General features: G+C 71.9%; 13 protein-coding genes. 9 read left to right on the forward strand and 4 right to left on the reverse strand.

Annotation, left to right across the window (positions count from 1 at the left end; genetic code table 11):
* Window positions 1–63: 63 nt before the first annotated feature.
* The gene (locus ACQP1P_RS01025) at window positions 64–987 is read right to left on the reverse strand and encodes an alpha/beta fold hydrolase (protein ID WP_433082191.1); all 924 of its coding nucleotides are present in this window, start codon (window positions 985–987) and stop codon (window positions 64–66) included.
* 62 nt (window positions 988–1,049) lie between these two features.
* Between ACQP1P_RS01025 and ACQP1P_RS01030 the strand changes: the two genes are divergently transcribed.
* The 3 genes from ACQP1P_RS01030 (at window position 1,050) to ACQP1P_RS01040 (ending at window position 5,794) form a co-directional block, all read left to right on the forward strand.
* Window positions 1,050–2,171, forward strand: a complete 1,122-nt coding sequence (locus ACQP1P_RS01030; RefSeq protein ID WP_433082193.1) for a C45 family autoproteolytic acyltransferase/hydolase — start codon at window positions 1,050–1,052, stop codon at window positions 2,169–2,171.
* Window positions 2,172–2,415: 244 nt separating this feature from the next.
* A complete protein-coding gene (locus ACQP1P_RS01035; RefSeq protein WP_433082195.1) occupies window positions 2,416–4,401 on the forward strand; it encodes a DUF1800 domain-containing protein in 1,986 nt (661 codons plus the stop codon).
* Between the two features lie 22 nt (window positions 4,402–4,423).
* Window positions 4,424–5,794, forward strand: a complete 1,371-nt coding sequence (locus ACQP1P_RS01040; protein WP_433082197.1) for a DUF1501 domain-containing protein — start codon at window positions 4,424–4,426, stop codon at window positions 5,792–5,794.
* Window positions 5,795–6,644: 850 nt separating this feature from the next.
* Here the strand turns inward: ACQP1P_RS01040 and acs are convergent.
* Window positions 6,645–8,609, reverse strand: a complete 1,965-nt coding sequence (acs, locus tag ACQP1P_RS01045; RefSeq protein WP_433082198.1) for an acetate--CoA ligase — start codon at window positions 8,607–8,609, stop codon at window positions 6,645–6,647.
* A gap of 120 nt (window positions 8,610–8,729) precedes the next feature.
* Between acs and ACQP1P_RS01050 the strand changes: the two genes are divergently transcribed.
* A complete protein-coding gene (locus ACQP1P_RS01050; RefSeq protein WP_433082200.1) occupies window positions 8,730–9,467 on the forward strand; it encodes an oxidoreductase in 738 nt (245 codons plus the stop codon).
* Between the two features lie 25 nt (window positions 9,468–9,492).
* On the opposite strand, the gene ACQP1P_RS01055 is transcribed toward ACQP1P_RS01050, so the two are convergent.
* Window positions 9,493–9,777 carry a hypothetical protein gene (locus tag ACQP1P_RS01055; RefSeq protein ID WP_433082202.1) on the reverse strand — a complete coding sequence of 95 codons (285 nt, stop codon included), beginning with the start codon at window positions 9,775–9,777 and terminating at the stop codon, window positions 9,493–9,495.
* Window positions 9,778–10,152: 375 nt separating this feature from the next.
* Window positions 10,153–10,986: an HAD family hydrolase gene (locus ACQP1P_RS01060; protein WP_433082204.1), complete on the reverse strand. Its 834-nt coding sequence runs from the start codon at window positions 10,984–10,986 to the stop codon at window positions 10,153–10,155.
* 672 nt (window positions 10,987–11,658) lie between these two features.
* Here ACQP1P_RS01060 and ssd point away from each other — a divergent pair.
* Genes ssd through ACQP1P_RS01085 form a run of 5 tightly spaced genes read left to right on the forward strand, consistent with a single transcriptional unit; the run spans window position 11,659 to window position 15,455 of the window.
* Window positions 11,659–12,723 (forward strand): septum site-determining protein Ssd, encoded by a 1,065-nt coding sequence (gene ssd, locus ACQP1P_RS01065; protein ID WP_433082205.1) that lies wholly within the window; start codon window positions 11,659–11,661, stop codon window positions 12,721–12,723.
* Window positions 12,720–13,853 carry a TadA family conjugal transfer-associated ATPase gene (locus ACQP1P_RS01070; RefSeq protein ID WP_433082207.1) on the forward strand — a complete coding sequence of 378 codons (1,134 nt, stop codon included), beginning with the start codon at window positions 12,720–12,722 and terminating at the stop codon, window positions 13,851–13,853. The genes ssd and ACQP1P_RS01070 overlap by 4 nt, the downstream gene beginning before the upstream one ends.
* Complete coding sequence (locus ACQP1P_RS01075) at window positions 13,850–14,689, forward strand: hypothetical protein (RefSeq protein ID WP_433082209.1); 840 nt, start codon at window positions 13,850–13,852, stop codon at window positions 14,687–14,689. Before ACQP1P_RS01070 ends, ACQP1P_RS01075 begins: the two co-directional genes overlap by 4 nt.
* Complete coding sequence (locus ACQP1P_RS01080; protein ID WP_433082211.1) at window positions 14,689–14,841, forward strand: hypothetical protein; 153 nt, start codon at window positions 14,689–14,691, stop codon at window positions 14,839–14,841. Before ACQP1P_RS01075 ends, ACQP1P_RS01080 begins: the two co-directional genes overlap by 1 nt.
* Window positions 14,838–15,455 carry a type II secretion system F family protein gene (locus ACQP1P_RS01085; RefSeq protein ID WP_433082213.1) on the forward strand — a complete coding sequence of 206 codons (618 nt, stop codon included), beginning with the start codon at window positions 14,838–14,840 and terminating at the stop codon, window positions 15,453–15,455. Before ACQP1P_RS01080 ends, ACQP1P_RS01085 begins: the two co-directional genes overlap by 4 nt.
* The last annotated feature ends 47 nt before the right edge of the window (window positions 15,456–15,502 follow it).

The following is a 15,502-nucleotide window of genomic DNA, read 5'->3' on the forward strand; positions in this document are numbered from 1 at the left end:
AGGGCCTTCGGCCGGAGGGACCGCCCTAGCCAGGTCCGCGGGGCAAGAACAAAAAACCAGCGCTCAGCCGGCCTTGGCCCAGCGGATGATCTCGCCCGTGACGAGGTCGGGCTGCTCGAGGTGCGGGAAGTGCGCGGCGTTCGGCAGGAGCCGCCACTCGTACTCGGCCAGCACGTATCGGCCGGATCCCTGGGCCGTGCGCGGCAGCACCGCCGGGTCCAGAGCGCCGTGCAGCTGGAGGGTCGGGGCCGTGATCGGCTGCTGCAGGAGCTTCACGAAGCGGTAGCCCTGCAGCCGCAGCGCCGAGCGGACCGCCCAGCGATAGGTCTCCAGGGCGCAGAACGCCGCCTGCGGGATCTGCATCGCGGAGCGGCAGCAGGCCTCGTACTCGCGGTACGACTCCCGGGCGGTCCACTCCGGCGAACCCCACCGGCGCAGGTAGTCACCGACCAGCGCGGCGTCGCGGCGCGTCAGGACGTGCTCGAAGCGGGGCACCTGGAAGCGCAGCACCGGCTTGGCCGCGGCCAGTTGGCCCCGCGGGTCGGTCGCGAGCCCGGCGCGCAGCCGCAGCGGGTGGGCGGCGCCCAGGACGACCAGGCGGCGGACCATCTTCGGGTGGAACGCGGCGGTGGCCCAGCCGATCATCCCGCCGTAGCCCGAGCCGACCAGGATCGCGCTGCGCTCACCGAGGGCGCGGATGAGCCCGGCGACGTCGCCGGCCATCGTGTACCCGTCGTAACCGCGCGGCGGCTTGTCGCTCGCCCCGTAGCCGCGCAGGTCGACGGCGACCGCGCGGAAGCCGGCGTCGGCGAGGGCCGGGAGCTGGTTGTGCCAGGCGTACCAGAACTCCGGGAACCCGTGCAGGAACAGCACCAGCGGACCGGTGCCGGCCTCCACCACGTGGAATCGGTTGCCGTTGGCGCTCACGAATCGGTGCGACCACGGCCCGTCGATCATGACGCACGTGTCGTCCACCGGAGTGTTCATGCCGCTCAGCGTAGGGCCAAGCCGGTCGAAATCACGCCAGGCGACCGGCTAGCGTTCAGCCCATGTACCCGCCGTTGCCGTTGATTTCCGCCATCGGCACTCCCCGCAAGTGCGGCATCACGTACGGTTCGGTCGCCGCGCACGCCATCGCCGCGAACACCGCGAACTATCTGGGCCGCTTCGCCGCGGTCGGCATCGACGTCGAGCAGGCCCGCGGTTACGGAGCGCTGTTTCGCGACGCGGCCCACCGTCACGCGCCGCGCGTGGCCGAGATGCTCGACGGCGTGGCCGAGGGTGCCCGGGTGGATGTCGACGAGATCTACGCCCTCAACGGCCGCACGGAGCTGATGTACAGCGCCAACCCCGGCGCCGAGCCGAGCGAGTGCACCGCGATCGCCGTGCTCGGCCAGCGCACCGCCAGCGGGCACACGCTGCTCGCGCAGAACTGGGACTGGCACCCCGACCAGCGCCCCTACGCGCTGCTGCTCGACACGACCGACGAACTCGGCCGCCGCGTGCTCGCGCTCACCGAGGCCGGCATGCTCGCCAAGGCCGGACTCAACGATGCCGGGCTCGGCGTCTGCGTCAACATGCTCGGCTCCGAGCACGACCGGCGCGACGGCGGCGTGCCGTACCACGTCCTGCTCCGCGCGGCCCTCGACGCCCCGCACCTGGGCGCCGCGCTCAGGGCCGTGTGCGCCGTCCCGCGCGGCGCGAGCATCAACCTGCTCATGGGCCAGGCCTTCGCCGGGGACACGCCGGGCGAGGCGATCGACGTCGAGGTGGCCCCCGGCGACGTGGGATTCGTGCACCCGTCCGACGGCGTGATCACGCACGCGAACCACTTCGAGAGCGCGCTGAGCGCCGTCGACACGCTCAAGTACATCGGCAGCTCCTCGTTCTTCCGCTCGGCCCGGGCGCGCCGCCTGCTCGGGGACGGGCTCATCGACGAGGACCGGATCAAGGCGGTGCTGCGCGACCACGGCGGGTTCCCGCAGTCCATCTGCCGCCACGACGAGCCGGACGCCGCCGCGGCGGACCGGACCGAATCGCTGTTCGCGCTCGTGCTCGACCTCGACGAACGGCGTATGTCGATCGCCCACGGGCCGACGTGTGCCGGGGCGGAGTACCGACACATTCGCATGGACGAATCGGACCGAATCGGACATCGCGCCGGCGTTTGACGAGTTGCAACGACACCTTAAATGTACCTGTGTAAACCGTTCCTCATCCGCCCCGTTGTTACAAGTGTTTCAGCAGCTCAAGAGCGTGTTCAAGGTTATTGTCACAGTGCTGGTGACCTTGGGTCACCGCGCTTGTCTTAAGTCCTGGTCAGCGCGCTTCATGCACGGGTTGTACGGCATCTGAGCAGCCACTACCTTCCGATCGACAAATGCGCGCCCCCATTCGTCTGATCGGGACCGGTAGATGAACGAGCGTTACGACCCGTACGCCGGCGACTCGTACTACGAGTCGGGCTACGAGGACCAGACCGGTCGCTACGGCCGGCCGGGCTACGGCGACCCCCGCTCCGCCGGGCCGCGCGGGCACGGCTCCATGCCCGCCGACCGCGGCGGCTCCGGGCCGCACTTCTACGACCCGAACGCGATGCCCCGCGGCCGCGAGGCCCTGCCGGACATCGACGACGAGGCCGACTACGACGACGAGCCGTCGAACTGGCGCCGGCGCTCCGCGATGATCGCGATCGGCGGCGGCGCGGCCGCGCTGATCGGCGGCGGCGCGTACGCGGTGACGCAGTTCTTCGGCAAGGGCGCGCACCCGGGCACCGACCCGGCCGCGGCCGACGCCCCGGTGGACAACACCATCCCGGCGTACGTCGACCAGAACCAGAGCCTCATGAACGGCGAGGCGGGCCTGGGCATCCGCAAGAACACGCCCACGTCCGGCGCCTCGTTCGGCACCCCGGGCGACGCCGCCAAGGCCGCCGTGGTCAAGGCGAACACCGTGCTGCCGAAGAAGGACCCGGTCCGCCACCTGGCCAGCCGGCTCACGTTCGGGCCGAACGCGAAGGTCATCAGCGACATCAACAAGCTGGGCATCAACGGCTGGATCGACAAGCAGCTCAAGCCCGAGACGATCCCGCTGACCCGGGGCGAGCAGAAGGCCGACGCCGAGCTCGTCACCTACGCGATGTCGTACGACCAGCTCAAAGCCCAGCGCGAGGACCTGGACAAGAAGGGCATCCACGCGGATGACCAGAACGTCCGGTACGCGATCGCCAAGCAGCTCTTCAGCGACCGCCAGCTCTTCGAGATGATGGTCGACTTCTTCCAGGACTTCCTGCACGTCGCGGCCTTCCACGACGGTAACGAGCTGACCCGCGCGTCCTTCGACCGCGATGTGATCCGCAAGTACGCGCTCGGCAACTACGTCGACATGTTCGTCGCCGCGAACAAGCACCCGGCGCTGCTGATCTACCTCGACCAGCAGCAGTCGACCAAGGACCAGGTCAACGAGAACCTGGCCCGCGAGAACCTTGAGCTGTACACCGTCGGGGCGTTCAACGGCTACAACGAGACCGACGTGCGCCAGGCCGCCATGCTGCAGACCGGGCGCTCGGTCCGGGACAACCAGTACGTGTACCGGCCCGAGCAGCACTACGTCGGCCCCGTGAAGATCATGGGCTTCACGCACCCGAACGGCGACGCCAAGGCGGGCGAGGCGGTGCAGGAGGCGTACTTCCGGTACATCGCGCTGCACCCGAACACGGCGCAGTACATGGCGCAGAACCTCGCGACGCGATTCGTGTCCGACGTCCCGCCGAAGACCCTCGTCGACGCGATGGCCAAGACGTACCTCGACAAGAAGAGCAACATGTCGGCGGTACTGATGACCATGCTGTCGCGCACGGAGTTCTGGGAGTCCGTCGGGCAGAAGGTGCGCCGGCCGGGCGAGTACCTGACCGCCACCTACCGGGCGCTCGAGATCGGCGCGGACGCCCCGGCCGGCTTCACCTCGAACAACACGAACATGAGCCCGATGGTCCAGGGCCTCGGCGACATCATGCGCAAGCTCGAGGAGTTCGGCCACGCGCCGATGGAGCTGCCCACGCCGAACGGGTACGCCGACGTGTACGTCGCCTGGACCTCGGCCGGCACCATGGTCAACCAGTGGAACGACGCGTACACCGCGATCACCGGCGGCCGGCGCCAGTTCACGTGGACCAAGCCCGAGGCGCTCATCGCCAACCCGCCGGGCACCGCTGGCGCATACCTCGACGCGCTCACCAAGAAGCTGATCAACGTGACGCTCGACAACGACCGCAAGACCGCGATCCTGCACATCGTGAGCCCGACGATGACCGCCTCCACCCCGGTGGACGCCACGTTCAACGGCGGCATCGCGGCGGTCGTGCGCGCGATCTTCGCCACTCCCCACCACCACCTCCGGTAGGCGGCACACCATGGAGAAGCCAGTGCGGAAGAAGTTGCTCCACCCGGAGGTCCCGGACCTGCTGCGGCTCGGTCCCAACCGCTTCGAGGCCGCCCTGCGGGCCGAGGCCGAGGTGGTGAAGGAAGAGCAGAAGAGCATCCGTGACCGGTACCTCGAGCTGTCCCGCCAGGAGGACGAGCAGGAGGACGGCCGGGGCGTCACCCGCCGCCGGTTCTTCGTCGGTGCCGCGGCCACCACCACGGCCCTGGCGACGAGCCAGTTCCTCACCACGCAGGCCTCGTTCGCGGCCACGCCGACGGGCACGCTCATCCACGTGTTCCTCTACGGCGGGGCCGACGCGCTCTCGCTCTTCGCGCCGATGAACGACGCCACCCTGAACCGGGTCCGGCCGAGCTTCACACTGCCGGAGAGCACCTCGATCGCGCTCGACCGCGGATTCGGGCTCAACGAGTCGTTCGCGCCGCTGAAGAAGTACCTCGACGCCGGCCAGCTCGCGTTCATCCCCGGCGTCAGCGACCGCCGGCTCGACCGCAGCCACTTCGCGGCCACGGACACCTGCCAGCTCGGCGGGCTCCCGGCCGAGACGGGCGGCATGGGCTGGCTGACGAACCTGGCCGACAAGCTCGGCCCCGGTACCGCATTCCGCGCGGTCGGCATCGGCTCGACGCTGCCCCGCTCGCTCGTCGGCGGCGGTGGCGCCCTGGCCCTCAACAGCGTCGCGTCGCTGAACGTCAACGGCGACGGCAAGTTCCGGCAGCCGACCGTCGATGCGATCAAGACGCTCTTCACGGGCGTCGACCACCCGATCGCGACCCCGGTCAAGGCCGGCATCGACGCGCTCACGCTCGCGAGCAAGCTGGCGCAGGAGGGCTACACGCCGGCGAACAGCGCGAAGTACACCGGCGTCGGCAACGCCTTCAAGGAGCTCGCCCAGCTCATCAAGGGCGGCGCCAACGTGCGCATCGCCACGATCGGCATGGGCGGCTGGGACACCCACGAGAACCAGGGCACCCGGGGCGGCTACCTCGCCCAGCACTTCGGCGAGCTCGCGGCCGGCATGGCGGCGTTCTTCGACGACCTCGGCGCCGACCTCTCCGCCAACGTCACCGTGATGGTCTCCAGCGAGTTCGGCCGGCGCGTCGCCGAGAACGGCGGCGGCAGCGACCACGGCCACGGCGGCGGCGTGGTCGTGCTGTCGGGCAAGAAGCTCGCGGGCAAGCTGCTGGGCACCTGGAACGGCCTCGACACCCTGGTGAACGGCGACGTGCCCGAGATGAACAACATGTTCTCGGTGTTCGGCTCCATCGCGCAGGGCCGCTTCGGGCTGACGGATGCGGAGATCGGCCAGATCTTCCCGCGTCAGACCTACACTCCAGTGAAGATCTACGCGTAGCTCCACCTACGCGTTCCAGGGGCGGCCCCGGTCCCGGGGGCCGCCCCTCTTTACGTCTTCGATGCGCACTCCTGCCTGGGGTCCCCGATGCGCACTCCTGCCTGGGGTCCCCGATGCGCACTCCTGCCTGGGGTCCCCGATGCGAACTCCCGCCCGGGGTCCCCGATGCGAACTCCCGCCCGGGGTCCCCGATGCGAACTCCCGCCTTAGGTCCCCCGATGCGCACTCCTGCCTTAGGTCCCTGATGCGCACTCCCACCCCTACGTCTCGGATGCGCACACTCCTACCCGACCTCTATCGCCGCGAGTGCGGGACCCACCGACGGCAAAGCTCGCCCCGACATATCTCCTAGCGCCGGATAAATCCGACATCAGCTGAGCTCGCATCGCGCCGCCCGTTCTCGGCGCCGGGCGATGCATGTCGGCGCCGCCTCCCACGCGCGGCGCCGCCTCCCACGCGCGGCGCCGCCTCCCACGCGCGGCGCCGCCTCCCGCGCGCGGCGCCGCCTCCCGCGCGCGGCGCCGCCTCCCGCGCGCGGCGCTGCGGCGTCACGTCCTGTGCGTCGCGCTGCCTCCCGTGCACGGCGCCGCGGCGTCGCGTCCTGCGCATGGCGCTGCCTGCTGTGCGCGGCGCTGCCTCCTGTGCGTGGCGTCGCCTGGGTTCTCGCGGGGCGCTGCGCGCAGGCGGCGAGAACGTGGACGGTTGCCCGGCTCCGGTTTCGGGCAGCGCTCGGGTGCGTCGGCGTCGGCGGGCTCGTGCCCGGTTCGTTCGGTGGGGCGTAGACGCGGCGGCCGCCGGATTCGGGGGCGTCGTGCATCCCGAATCCGGCGGCCGTGTCACCGCGTGAGCGTCAGTCCTCGCTCTTGCCGGACTGCATGCCCGACGCGATGAGGTCCATGACGGTCGAGTCCTGCAGCGTGGTCACGTCGCCGAGGCTGCGGTTCTCGGCAACGTCGCGCAGCAGGCGGCGCATGATCTTGCCCGAGCGGGTCTTCGGCAGCTCCGCGACGAGCATGATCTGGCGGGGCTTCGCGATCGGGCCGAGGGTCTTCGCGACGTGGTTGCGCAGCTCCTGGATCAGGGCCTCGCCCGCCTCGCCCTCGGTCTCGACGCCGCCGCGCGGGATGGTGAACGCGACGATCGCCTGGCCCGTGGTCGGGTCGGTCGCGCCCACGACCGCCGCCTCGGCCACCTTCGGGTGGCTCACCAGCGCCGACTCGACCTCGGTGGTGGAGATGTTGTGGCCCGAGACGAGCATGACGTCGTCGACCCGGCCGAGCAGCCACAGGTCGCCGTCGTTGTCCTTCTTGGCGCCGTCGCCGGCGAAGTACATGCCGTCGAAGCGCGACCAGTAGGTCTCCTTGAACCGCTCGTCGTCGCCCCAGATCGTGCGGAGCATCGAGGGCCACGGCTCGCGGAGCACGAGGTAACCGCCGCCGCCGTTGGGCACCGAGTTGGCCTGGTCGTCGACCACGTCGGCGGAGATGCCGGGCAGGGGCCGCATGGCCGAGCCGGGCTTGGCCGCCGTCACGCCGGGCAGCGGGGAGATCATGATGGCGCCGGTCTCGGTCTGCCACCACGTGTCCACGATCGGGCAGCGGTCACCGCCGATGTTCTCGCGATACCACATCCAGGCCTCGGGGTTGATCGGCTCCCCGACCGAGCCCAGCAGGCGCAGCGACGACAGGTCGAACTGCTTGGGGATGTCGTCGCCCCACTTCATGAACGTGCGGATCGCGGTGGGCGCGGTGTAGAGGATCGTCACGCCGTACTTCTGCACGATCTCCCAGAACCGGCCGCGGTGCGGGGTGTCGGGCGTGCCCTCGTACATGACCTGGGTGGCGCCGTTGGACAGCGGCCCGTAGACGATGTAGCTGTGCCCGGTGACCCAGCCGATGTCGGCGGTGCACCAGTAGACATCGCTGTCGGGCTTGAGGTCGAACACGGCGTGGTGCGTGAAGCTCGCCTGGGTGAGGTAGCCGCCCGACGTGTGCAGGATGCCCTTGGGCTTGGCCGTGGTGCCCGAGGTGTAGAGGATGAAGAGCGGGTGCTCGGCGTCGAACGGCTGCGCGGTGTGCTCGGGGGAGGCGGTCTCCACCGTCTCGTGCCACCACAGGTCGCGCTCGGCGTCCCACTCGACGTCCTGGCCGGTGCGCCGGACCACGACGACCTTCTCGACGCTCGGCGTGTTGACGACGGCCTCGTCGACGATGCTCTTGAGACCGCTGGGCTTGCCGCGGCGGAAGCCGCCGTCGGCGGTGATGACCAGCTTGGCGCTGGCGTCGTTGATGCGGCCGCTGAGCGAGTCGGCCGAGAAGCCGCCGAAGACGACCGAGTGCGTGGCGCCGATGCGCGCGCAGGCGAGCATCGCGACCGCGGCCTCGGGGATCATCGGCAGGTAGATCGCGACCCGGTCGCCGGCCCCGACGCCGAGGTCGGTGAGCGCGTTGGCGGCCTGGCAGACCGAGCGGTGCAGGTCGGAGTAGGTGATCGTGCGGGTGTCACCCGGCTCGCCCTCGAAGTGGATGGCGACCTTGTCGCCGCGGCCGGCCTCGATGTGGCGGTCGAGGCAGTTGTAGGCCACGTTGAGCTGCCCGCCCACGAACCACTTCGCGAACGGCGGATTGGACCAGTCCAGCACCTGGTCCCACTCCTTGGCCCAGCTCAGCCGGTGTGCCTGCTGCTCCCAGAACGCGAGACGGTCCGCCCGGGCCTCGGCGTAGGCGCCTTCGGTGAGGTTGGCGGCGGCGGCGAACTCGGCAGGGGGCGGGAACTGCCGTGTCTCGTTGAGAAGGTTTTCCAAGGTCTCGCTCATCGCAGATGGCTCCTCGAGGTGGTCCAGCTCTCGCACTGAGGCTAGTTGGGGGGTGTGACAGAAAAGAAGGCGCCTCTTCTCTAAACTTTGTTCACAGTAGCGGGACTGTACCGTCAACGGGTGCCGTCCGACCCCCTCGCCCCGCTGCTGGATCTCGCCGACGTCCGCCCCGCGCTCGATCAGGCCCGCGCGGCGGTCGACGCCGCCATGCGCCATCGGGCACTGCGCCGCTCGGGCGGGCCGGTCGCGGCCGAGATCGCCCTGCGCACCTCCGTCGCCAGCGCCGCGCTCGACACGCACGGCTTCGATCTGGAGGGCGTCCGTGCGGGCGTGGTCACCGACCCCGTCGTGCAGGGCGCGCTGCGGGCCACGGCCGCGCTGGACGGGCTGTCGGGGACGTGGACGAAGGCGCCGCGGCAGGTGCTGGCCAAGCTGCACACGCTCGTCGCGCGGGACGTGGTGAGCGCCGGTGAGCTGGGCCGGCCGGCCGACCCGAATGTCGTGCCGCGCCTGGACGCGCTGGCCGCGCTGGTCGCCGGGGGCACGGGCGCGCCGGTGCTGTTGCAGGCGGCGGTGGTACATGGGGAACTGCTGGCGCTCAAGGCCTTCGCCGGGCCCAACGGGGTCGTCGCCCGGGCCGCGGCCCGGCTGACCCTGGTGGCGGGCGGGCTGGACCCGCGGGGACTGCTCGCGATGGATGTGGGCCACCGCAGCCGCGAACCCGAGTACGTCGGGTCGGCCAATGCGTTTGCCACCGGTACACCTGATGGCATCCGATCGTGGCTGCGCCATTTCTCGGCGGCGACCGAGCGCGCCGCGGAGGAGCTGCTCGACGTGTGCGAGAAGGCCGCAGGGTAGGGGGTTCCCCGCGGCCTCCCGGCACTCAGTTGCTGCGGGCCCGGGCCGCCTTGACCACGTTGATGATCAGCGCGATCGGCACGATGAACACGTACCAGAAGACGAAGACCGACTCGGGGTCGCCGACGAGCAGGTACAGCCCGTAGCCGATGAAGGCCACGCCGATCACGACGTTGAGCACGCGCTGGCCGGTCGACCTGAGGCCGAAGCCGATCGCGCCGATGGCGATGCAGATGAGGCCGCTGACGCAGAGCAGGCCGATGTAGGCCAGCTCCTGGCCCGCGCTGATCTCACCAAGAGCAGCGTTCATGGGGGGTTGCCTCCGGGGTGGAGTGGGGGGTATGGCTGCGACAGCCTAGATCGCCCTCGCGATCTCGTGTGCCCCGTTTTCCCCGGACACAGTGGACGGCGCCTCGGTTTGGGAGGCGCCGCCACACACGTCCTACCGGGTTACCATGCGTGCACCTTGAGTTCGTTGGCAGCGGTCCTCGCGGATCCGCTGCAACGCGCCTACCGTGGCTGATCGCTCGTGGGTGCCCGGCGGCCGTGCACGAGGTCTTGACCTCGCACTTCCTGTTCTACGCCGCGTGAGCCCCGATCGGAACCCCCGCGCGTGAGAATGTGACTGGTGGGGCTCGGGAGGCGGGCGCCGCGGCCACGCTTTGCTGTCTTGGGCGGGCTGGGCTCAGGAGGTCGGCGCCGCGGCCAGTTGGGCGGCCCGGGTTCTGCGATGCTTGTTGTACAGCGCCAGCGCGATCGCCACGACCGCGCCCAGCCCGATCGCGGCCGCCGCGACCGGCACGGCGGGCCGCTCGCGCAGGCGCCGGCTCAGCGGGATCGGGTGACGGAAGTCGAGCATCGGCCAGCCGCGCTCGACCGCGATCCGGCGCAGCCCCCGGTCGGGGTTGACCGCGGTGGGGTGCCCGACCAGGCTCAGCAGCCCGGCGTCGGTGACCGAGTCGGAGTAGGCGTAGCAGGACGCCAGGTTGTAGTCGCGCTCGGTGGCGAGCTCCTTGACCGCGACGACCTTGTTCGGGCCCGCGGCGTAGAAGTCGATCTCGCCGGTGTAGCAGCCGTCCTCGCCGACGTTCATGCGCGTGGCAATGATGTCGGTGATGCCGAGCTGCTCGCCGATCGGCCGGACCATCTCGTCCCCGGAGGTGGACACGAGCACCACGTCGCGGCCCGCGGCGCGGTGTTCCTCGATCAACAGCGCGGCCTCGGCGTAGATATACGGATTGATCAACTCATCGAGTGTTTCCCGCACGATCTGGCGGACCTGCTCGGCGCGCCAGCCTTTGACCAGCGCCGCGAGATAGTCCCTGGTGCGAGCCATGGTCTGTTCGTCGGAGCCGCCGCCGACGCGGAAAATCAGTTGTGCGTAGGCGCCTTTGATGACATCGCGGCGGCTGATCAGCCCGTCGCGATAGAACGGTCGACCGAAGGCCAAGGCACTCGACTTGGCGATCACCGTTTTGTCCAGATCGAAAAACGCGGCGCTACGCCCCACGGCGGGCAAGTGTAGCGTCGCGAGGCCGTCCGCGGTGTCCGGACTTGTCCAAAGCGGGTCCGAAGACCGACTGGATCACGCTCGGTCGCGCGCGATCACGCCTGAGTTACCCCCCAGTGAAATATTGATTGGTGTCCTGGGCGTGTTGCGGGCCGGTCCTACTCGACGTATGGCGGTTGACTCAGGCATGCTTATGTTTGCGACGAGGTTTCACGTCATCATGGCGGAGCCCCGTTATTGACCCTCGGCGGTTGCACCCCCCGTAACCGCTGAGCGGGTTCGGCTCGACCCCCCCGGAGCCGAACCCCCGGCGACCCCCGTCACCCCCCGGCGGGGGTCGTCCCCTTCTCAGGCGCTTTCGTGCTTCGCGCGAGTTGCCGGTTTTCGGCCACATGGCCTTTTGGGCGGCGGCTGCGGACATTCGCGGCGGTTAGCCCGTATTGACGGCCAGTGCTTTGTTGAGCGTTCACGGTTTCGTGTTTTTGATTCGGTACCCGCACGAGACCACGTCCATCATGTCCGGATTTGTGGGCATTCTCATAGCAGATCCACAGCGCCGGGCGGCGTTGTCCACAAGCGGCCGGTTATCCACAGATCCGGCCCCGGCGCCGAGCGGGCGACGGCCCGAGGAGTCCAGGGTGAGCGCAGTCAGCCGTACCGCTCACGACCGTGGAGCCCTCCGTGCACCGACCACTGCTCGTCTCCGATGACCCCGCGCTGCTCGACCAGCTCGTCGACCTCGCCAACCGGCACGCGCTCGAGCTCGACGTGGCGCCCGGCCCCGATGTCGCCCGGCGCCGATATCGCTCCGCACCGCTCGTGCTCGTCGGCGACGAGGCCGCTCCCGCGCTCGTGCGCGCCGGGCTGCCCGAGCGCGCGGGGGTGATGCTGCTGACCCGGAGCCGTGGGCTGGAACGGGTCGCGGGCCTCGCCGAATACCTCGGCGCCGAGCGGATCGTGACGCTCCCGGACGGGGAGTCGTATCTCCTGCGCGAGCTCCGCCGCGTCGCCACCGCCGTCCGCGGGCGGGTGCTGGCGTGCATCGGCGGCCGGGGCGGCGCCGGCGCGACCGTCCTCGCCGCCGGGCTTGCGCTCACCGCCGGTCGGGCCGGACTGAGGACCCTGCTCGTGGACGCGGACCCGCTCGGCGGCGGCGCCGACCTCGCGCTCGGCTGGGAGAAGCTCAAGGGCCTGCGCTGGCCCGCACTCGACGACGACACCGACCCCGCCGGCCTGCTCGCCGCCCTGCCCAGCCGCGAGGGCGTGGCGCTGCTGTCCTGCGGCCGCGACCCGGACACCGCCGGCGGGCTCCCGCCCGCGGCCATGGCCAGCGCGCTCGACGCCGGCGGCCGCGGCCACGACCTCGTGGTGGCCGACCTGCCCCGGCGCCTCGACGACGCCGCGACCCTGGCGCTGCGGGCCGCCGACCTGGTGCTGCTCGTCGTGCCGGCCGAGATGCGGGCCTGCATGGCGGCCGCGCGGGTCGCCGCGACCCTCGCCCCCCACACCGACGCCGTCCAGGTCGTCGTGCGGGACCCGGGACAGGTACGGCCCCGCCAGATCGGCGACGTGCTGCGGCTGCCCGTCGCTGGTGCCCTGCACTCGGAGCGCGAACTGCCCGGCCGCCTCGAGCGCGGCGGTGGCCCGGCGCACGACCGCCGCGGCTCGCTCGTCGCGCTCTGCCGCCACATCCTCGGCGGCGTCGGCCTCGGACCGGTCAGCCCCGAGGCGGGAGCGGCGGCGTGAAGACCGGCGTGAAGACCGGCCCGGCCCCGCGCCTCGCGACGCCCCCGGCCCTGCCCGCCATCGCCGGACGGCTCGCCGACGAGATGGCCGGCACCGGCCCGCTCGCGACGCTGCTGGCCGACCCGAGCGTGACGGACGTGCTCGTCAACGGCGGCGAGATCTGGGTCGACCGCGGCGAGGGCGGCCTGCGGCGCGTGGCCGGGTCGATGGGCGACGAGGCCTACGTTCGCAAGCTCGCCCAGCGCCTCGCCTCCAACGCCGGCCGGCGGCTGGACGACGCGAGCCCGTTCGTGGACGTGCGCCTGCCCGACGGGACCCGCATGCACGCGGTCCTGCCGCCGGTGGCGCTGCGCGGGCCGTACCTGTCGCTGCGTACCTTCCGCCGGCGCGCGTTCACCCTCGACGAGCTGGAGCGCTGCGGCACGCTCGACCCGGGCGCGGCGGGGCTGCTGCGGGCGGTGGTGGCGGCCCGGCTGCCGTATCTCGTGACCGGTGGCACCGGCACCGGCAAGACCACGGTGCTCGCCTCGCTGCTGTCGATCGTCCCCTTCGGCGAGCGCGTCGTGATCGTCGAGGACGCCGCGGAGCTGCGCCCGGCCCACCCGCACGTGGTCGCGCTGCAGGCCCGGGTCGCCAACGTCGAGGGCGCCGGCCAGGTGACCCTGCGCGACCTGGTGCGCCAGGCCCTGCGGATGCGCCCCGACCGGCTCATCGTCGGCGAGTGCCGCGGCGCGGAGATCATCGACCTGCTCGGCGCCCTGAACACCGGGCACGAGGGCGGCGCGGCCACGCTGCACGCCAACTCGCCCGCCGACGTGCCGGCCCGGCTGGAGGCGCTGGGGCTGCTCGGGGGCGTGCCGCGGGCGGCACTGCACGCGATGGTCGTCTCCGCGCTGCGGATCGTCGTGCACCTGCACCGCACCGCCACGGGCCGTCGCGAGCTCACCGAGATCTGCGTGCTCGCGCGGCACCCGGACCGCCACACCGCGGTCGTGATCACCGCTTGGCGGCGCGGGTCCGGGCCGGGGCCGGGCGCTGCCGACCTCGCCGAGATGCTGGCCGCTCGGGGTGTGGAGCCGCCGAAGGCGGAGGGGCGCTGGAAGTACACACCCGAGGACGGCTGGTCGTGACCGCCATCGACCTGGCCCTGGCGGCCGGGGCTCTGCTGGTGCTGGGGTGGGTCGCCTACTGGCTGCGCGCCCGCAGCCCGTCCGCTCGTCTGGCGCGCGTGAGCCGGGAGGCGCGGCACCGCCCCGGCGCGTTGCTCCGCCTGGAGCGGCTGCTGCTGCGGCGGCCGGCCCGCGTGTGCTCGGCGGTGCCGCTGGTGGGCGCGGGCGGGGCACTCGTGTTCGAGGGGCCGGTCGCGGCGGGGCTCATCGGGGTGTACTCCCTGATGGCCCTCCTCGCCGTGCGCCGCCACCTGCTGCGGCGGGATGGTGAGCGACTCGTGACGGGCCTGCTCGACGCCGTGGACGCGACGGCGGAGGGCCTGCGGGCGGGAGCCCTGGCCGACGGCTCGAACCTGAACGCTCTGCTCGCGCACCCGGCTCCCTCGGCGGGCGCCCCGATCGCGGACTCCCCTGCGCCCGGTGTTCCGGTGCGCTCGGACCGGCCCGCGGTGGAGGTGGCCCGGGCTCGGCTCCGGGCCGCGTACCGGCTCAGCGAGAGCCTCGGCGTCCCGCTCGCCGAACTGCTCGAACGCGTCGAGGCCGACCTGCGCTCCGGGCAGGCCCTGCGGGCCGACATGGCCGCACAGCTGGCCGGGGCCCAGACCTCGACCGCGGTACTGCTCCCGTTGCCGGTGCTCGGCCTCTGGGTGGGCGCGTCGGTCGGCGTCGACCCGGTCCGGCACCTCCTGCACACGCGTCTGGGCGCCGCGTGCGCGGTGACCGCGGTCGGGCTGCAGTGGCTGGGCCTGCTGTGGACGAGCCGGATGGTCCGCGCGGCGACGGCGGAGGTCCGCTGATGGAGGTCTGGATCTGCTGGCGGTTTCCGCTCGGCTCGCGGGTGTCCGTGTCGTTCGGCTGCCGGCTCATGGGGCCGCGCGTGCCGGGCGGCGGTCTCGGGATCGGCGTCCTGGTCGGTGGCCGGGTGGACCGGGTGGAGGTGAGGTCGTGAGGGGCTGGATGCGCTGGCCGGCCGCGTTGGCGGCCGGAGCGGCGGTGGCGCTGGCCGTCGGCGCAGGCGCCGGGGTCGTCGGCGCGATGGTCGTCGGGTCGGTCGTTGCCGCGGGGTGCTTCGTGATGCTCAGCCGCGCGGAGCCGGCTCATGTGCGGCGGGACCGAGCCACCGCCCGGTCCGATCTGCCCTTCGCGGCGGATCTGCTCGCGGCCGCGCTGCGGGCCGGCGCGCCGCCCGACCGCGCCGCGCTCGCGGTCGGGGAAGCGCTCGGCGGTCCGGTCGGCGAGCGGCTCGTCCGGGCCGGGCGGGCGCTACGGCTCGGGGCGTCGCCCGGGAAGGCCTGGGGGCAGCTGGCCGATCTGCCGGGCGGGGAGCGGTTCGCTCGGGCCGCGACCCGGAGTGCGGAGCACGGGCTCGCGCTCACGCGGACGCTCGACCGGCAGGCCTCCGACCTGCGGGTGGCCCGGGCGGCGGCCGCGGGCGCCTCGGTGCGGCGGGTGGGGGTGTTCGCGGTCCTGCCGGTGGCGATGTGCTTCGTGCCCGCGTTCGTGCTCGTCGGGATCGTGCCCCTCCTCGCCGCGTTCGTCCATGGCGTATTGGGCGCGCTGTGAGTGTGCCGTTCCCGCCGGGCTGCTTGCCCGCCGCGCTGTTTGGGCTG

It is taken from the genome of Dactylosporangium sp. CA-052675, assembly GCF_050947935.1.
Lineage (GTDB): Bacteria > Actinomycetota > Actinomycetes > Mycobacteriales > Micromonosporaceae > Dactylosporangium.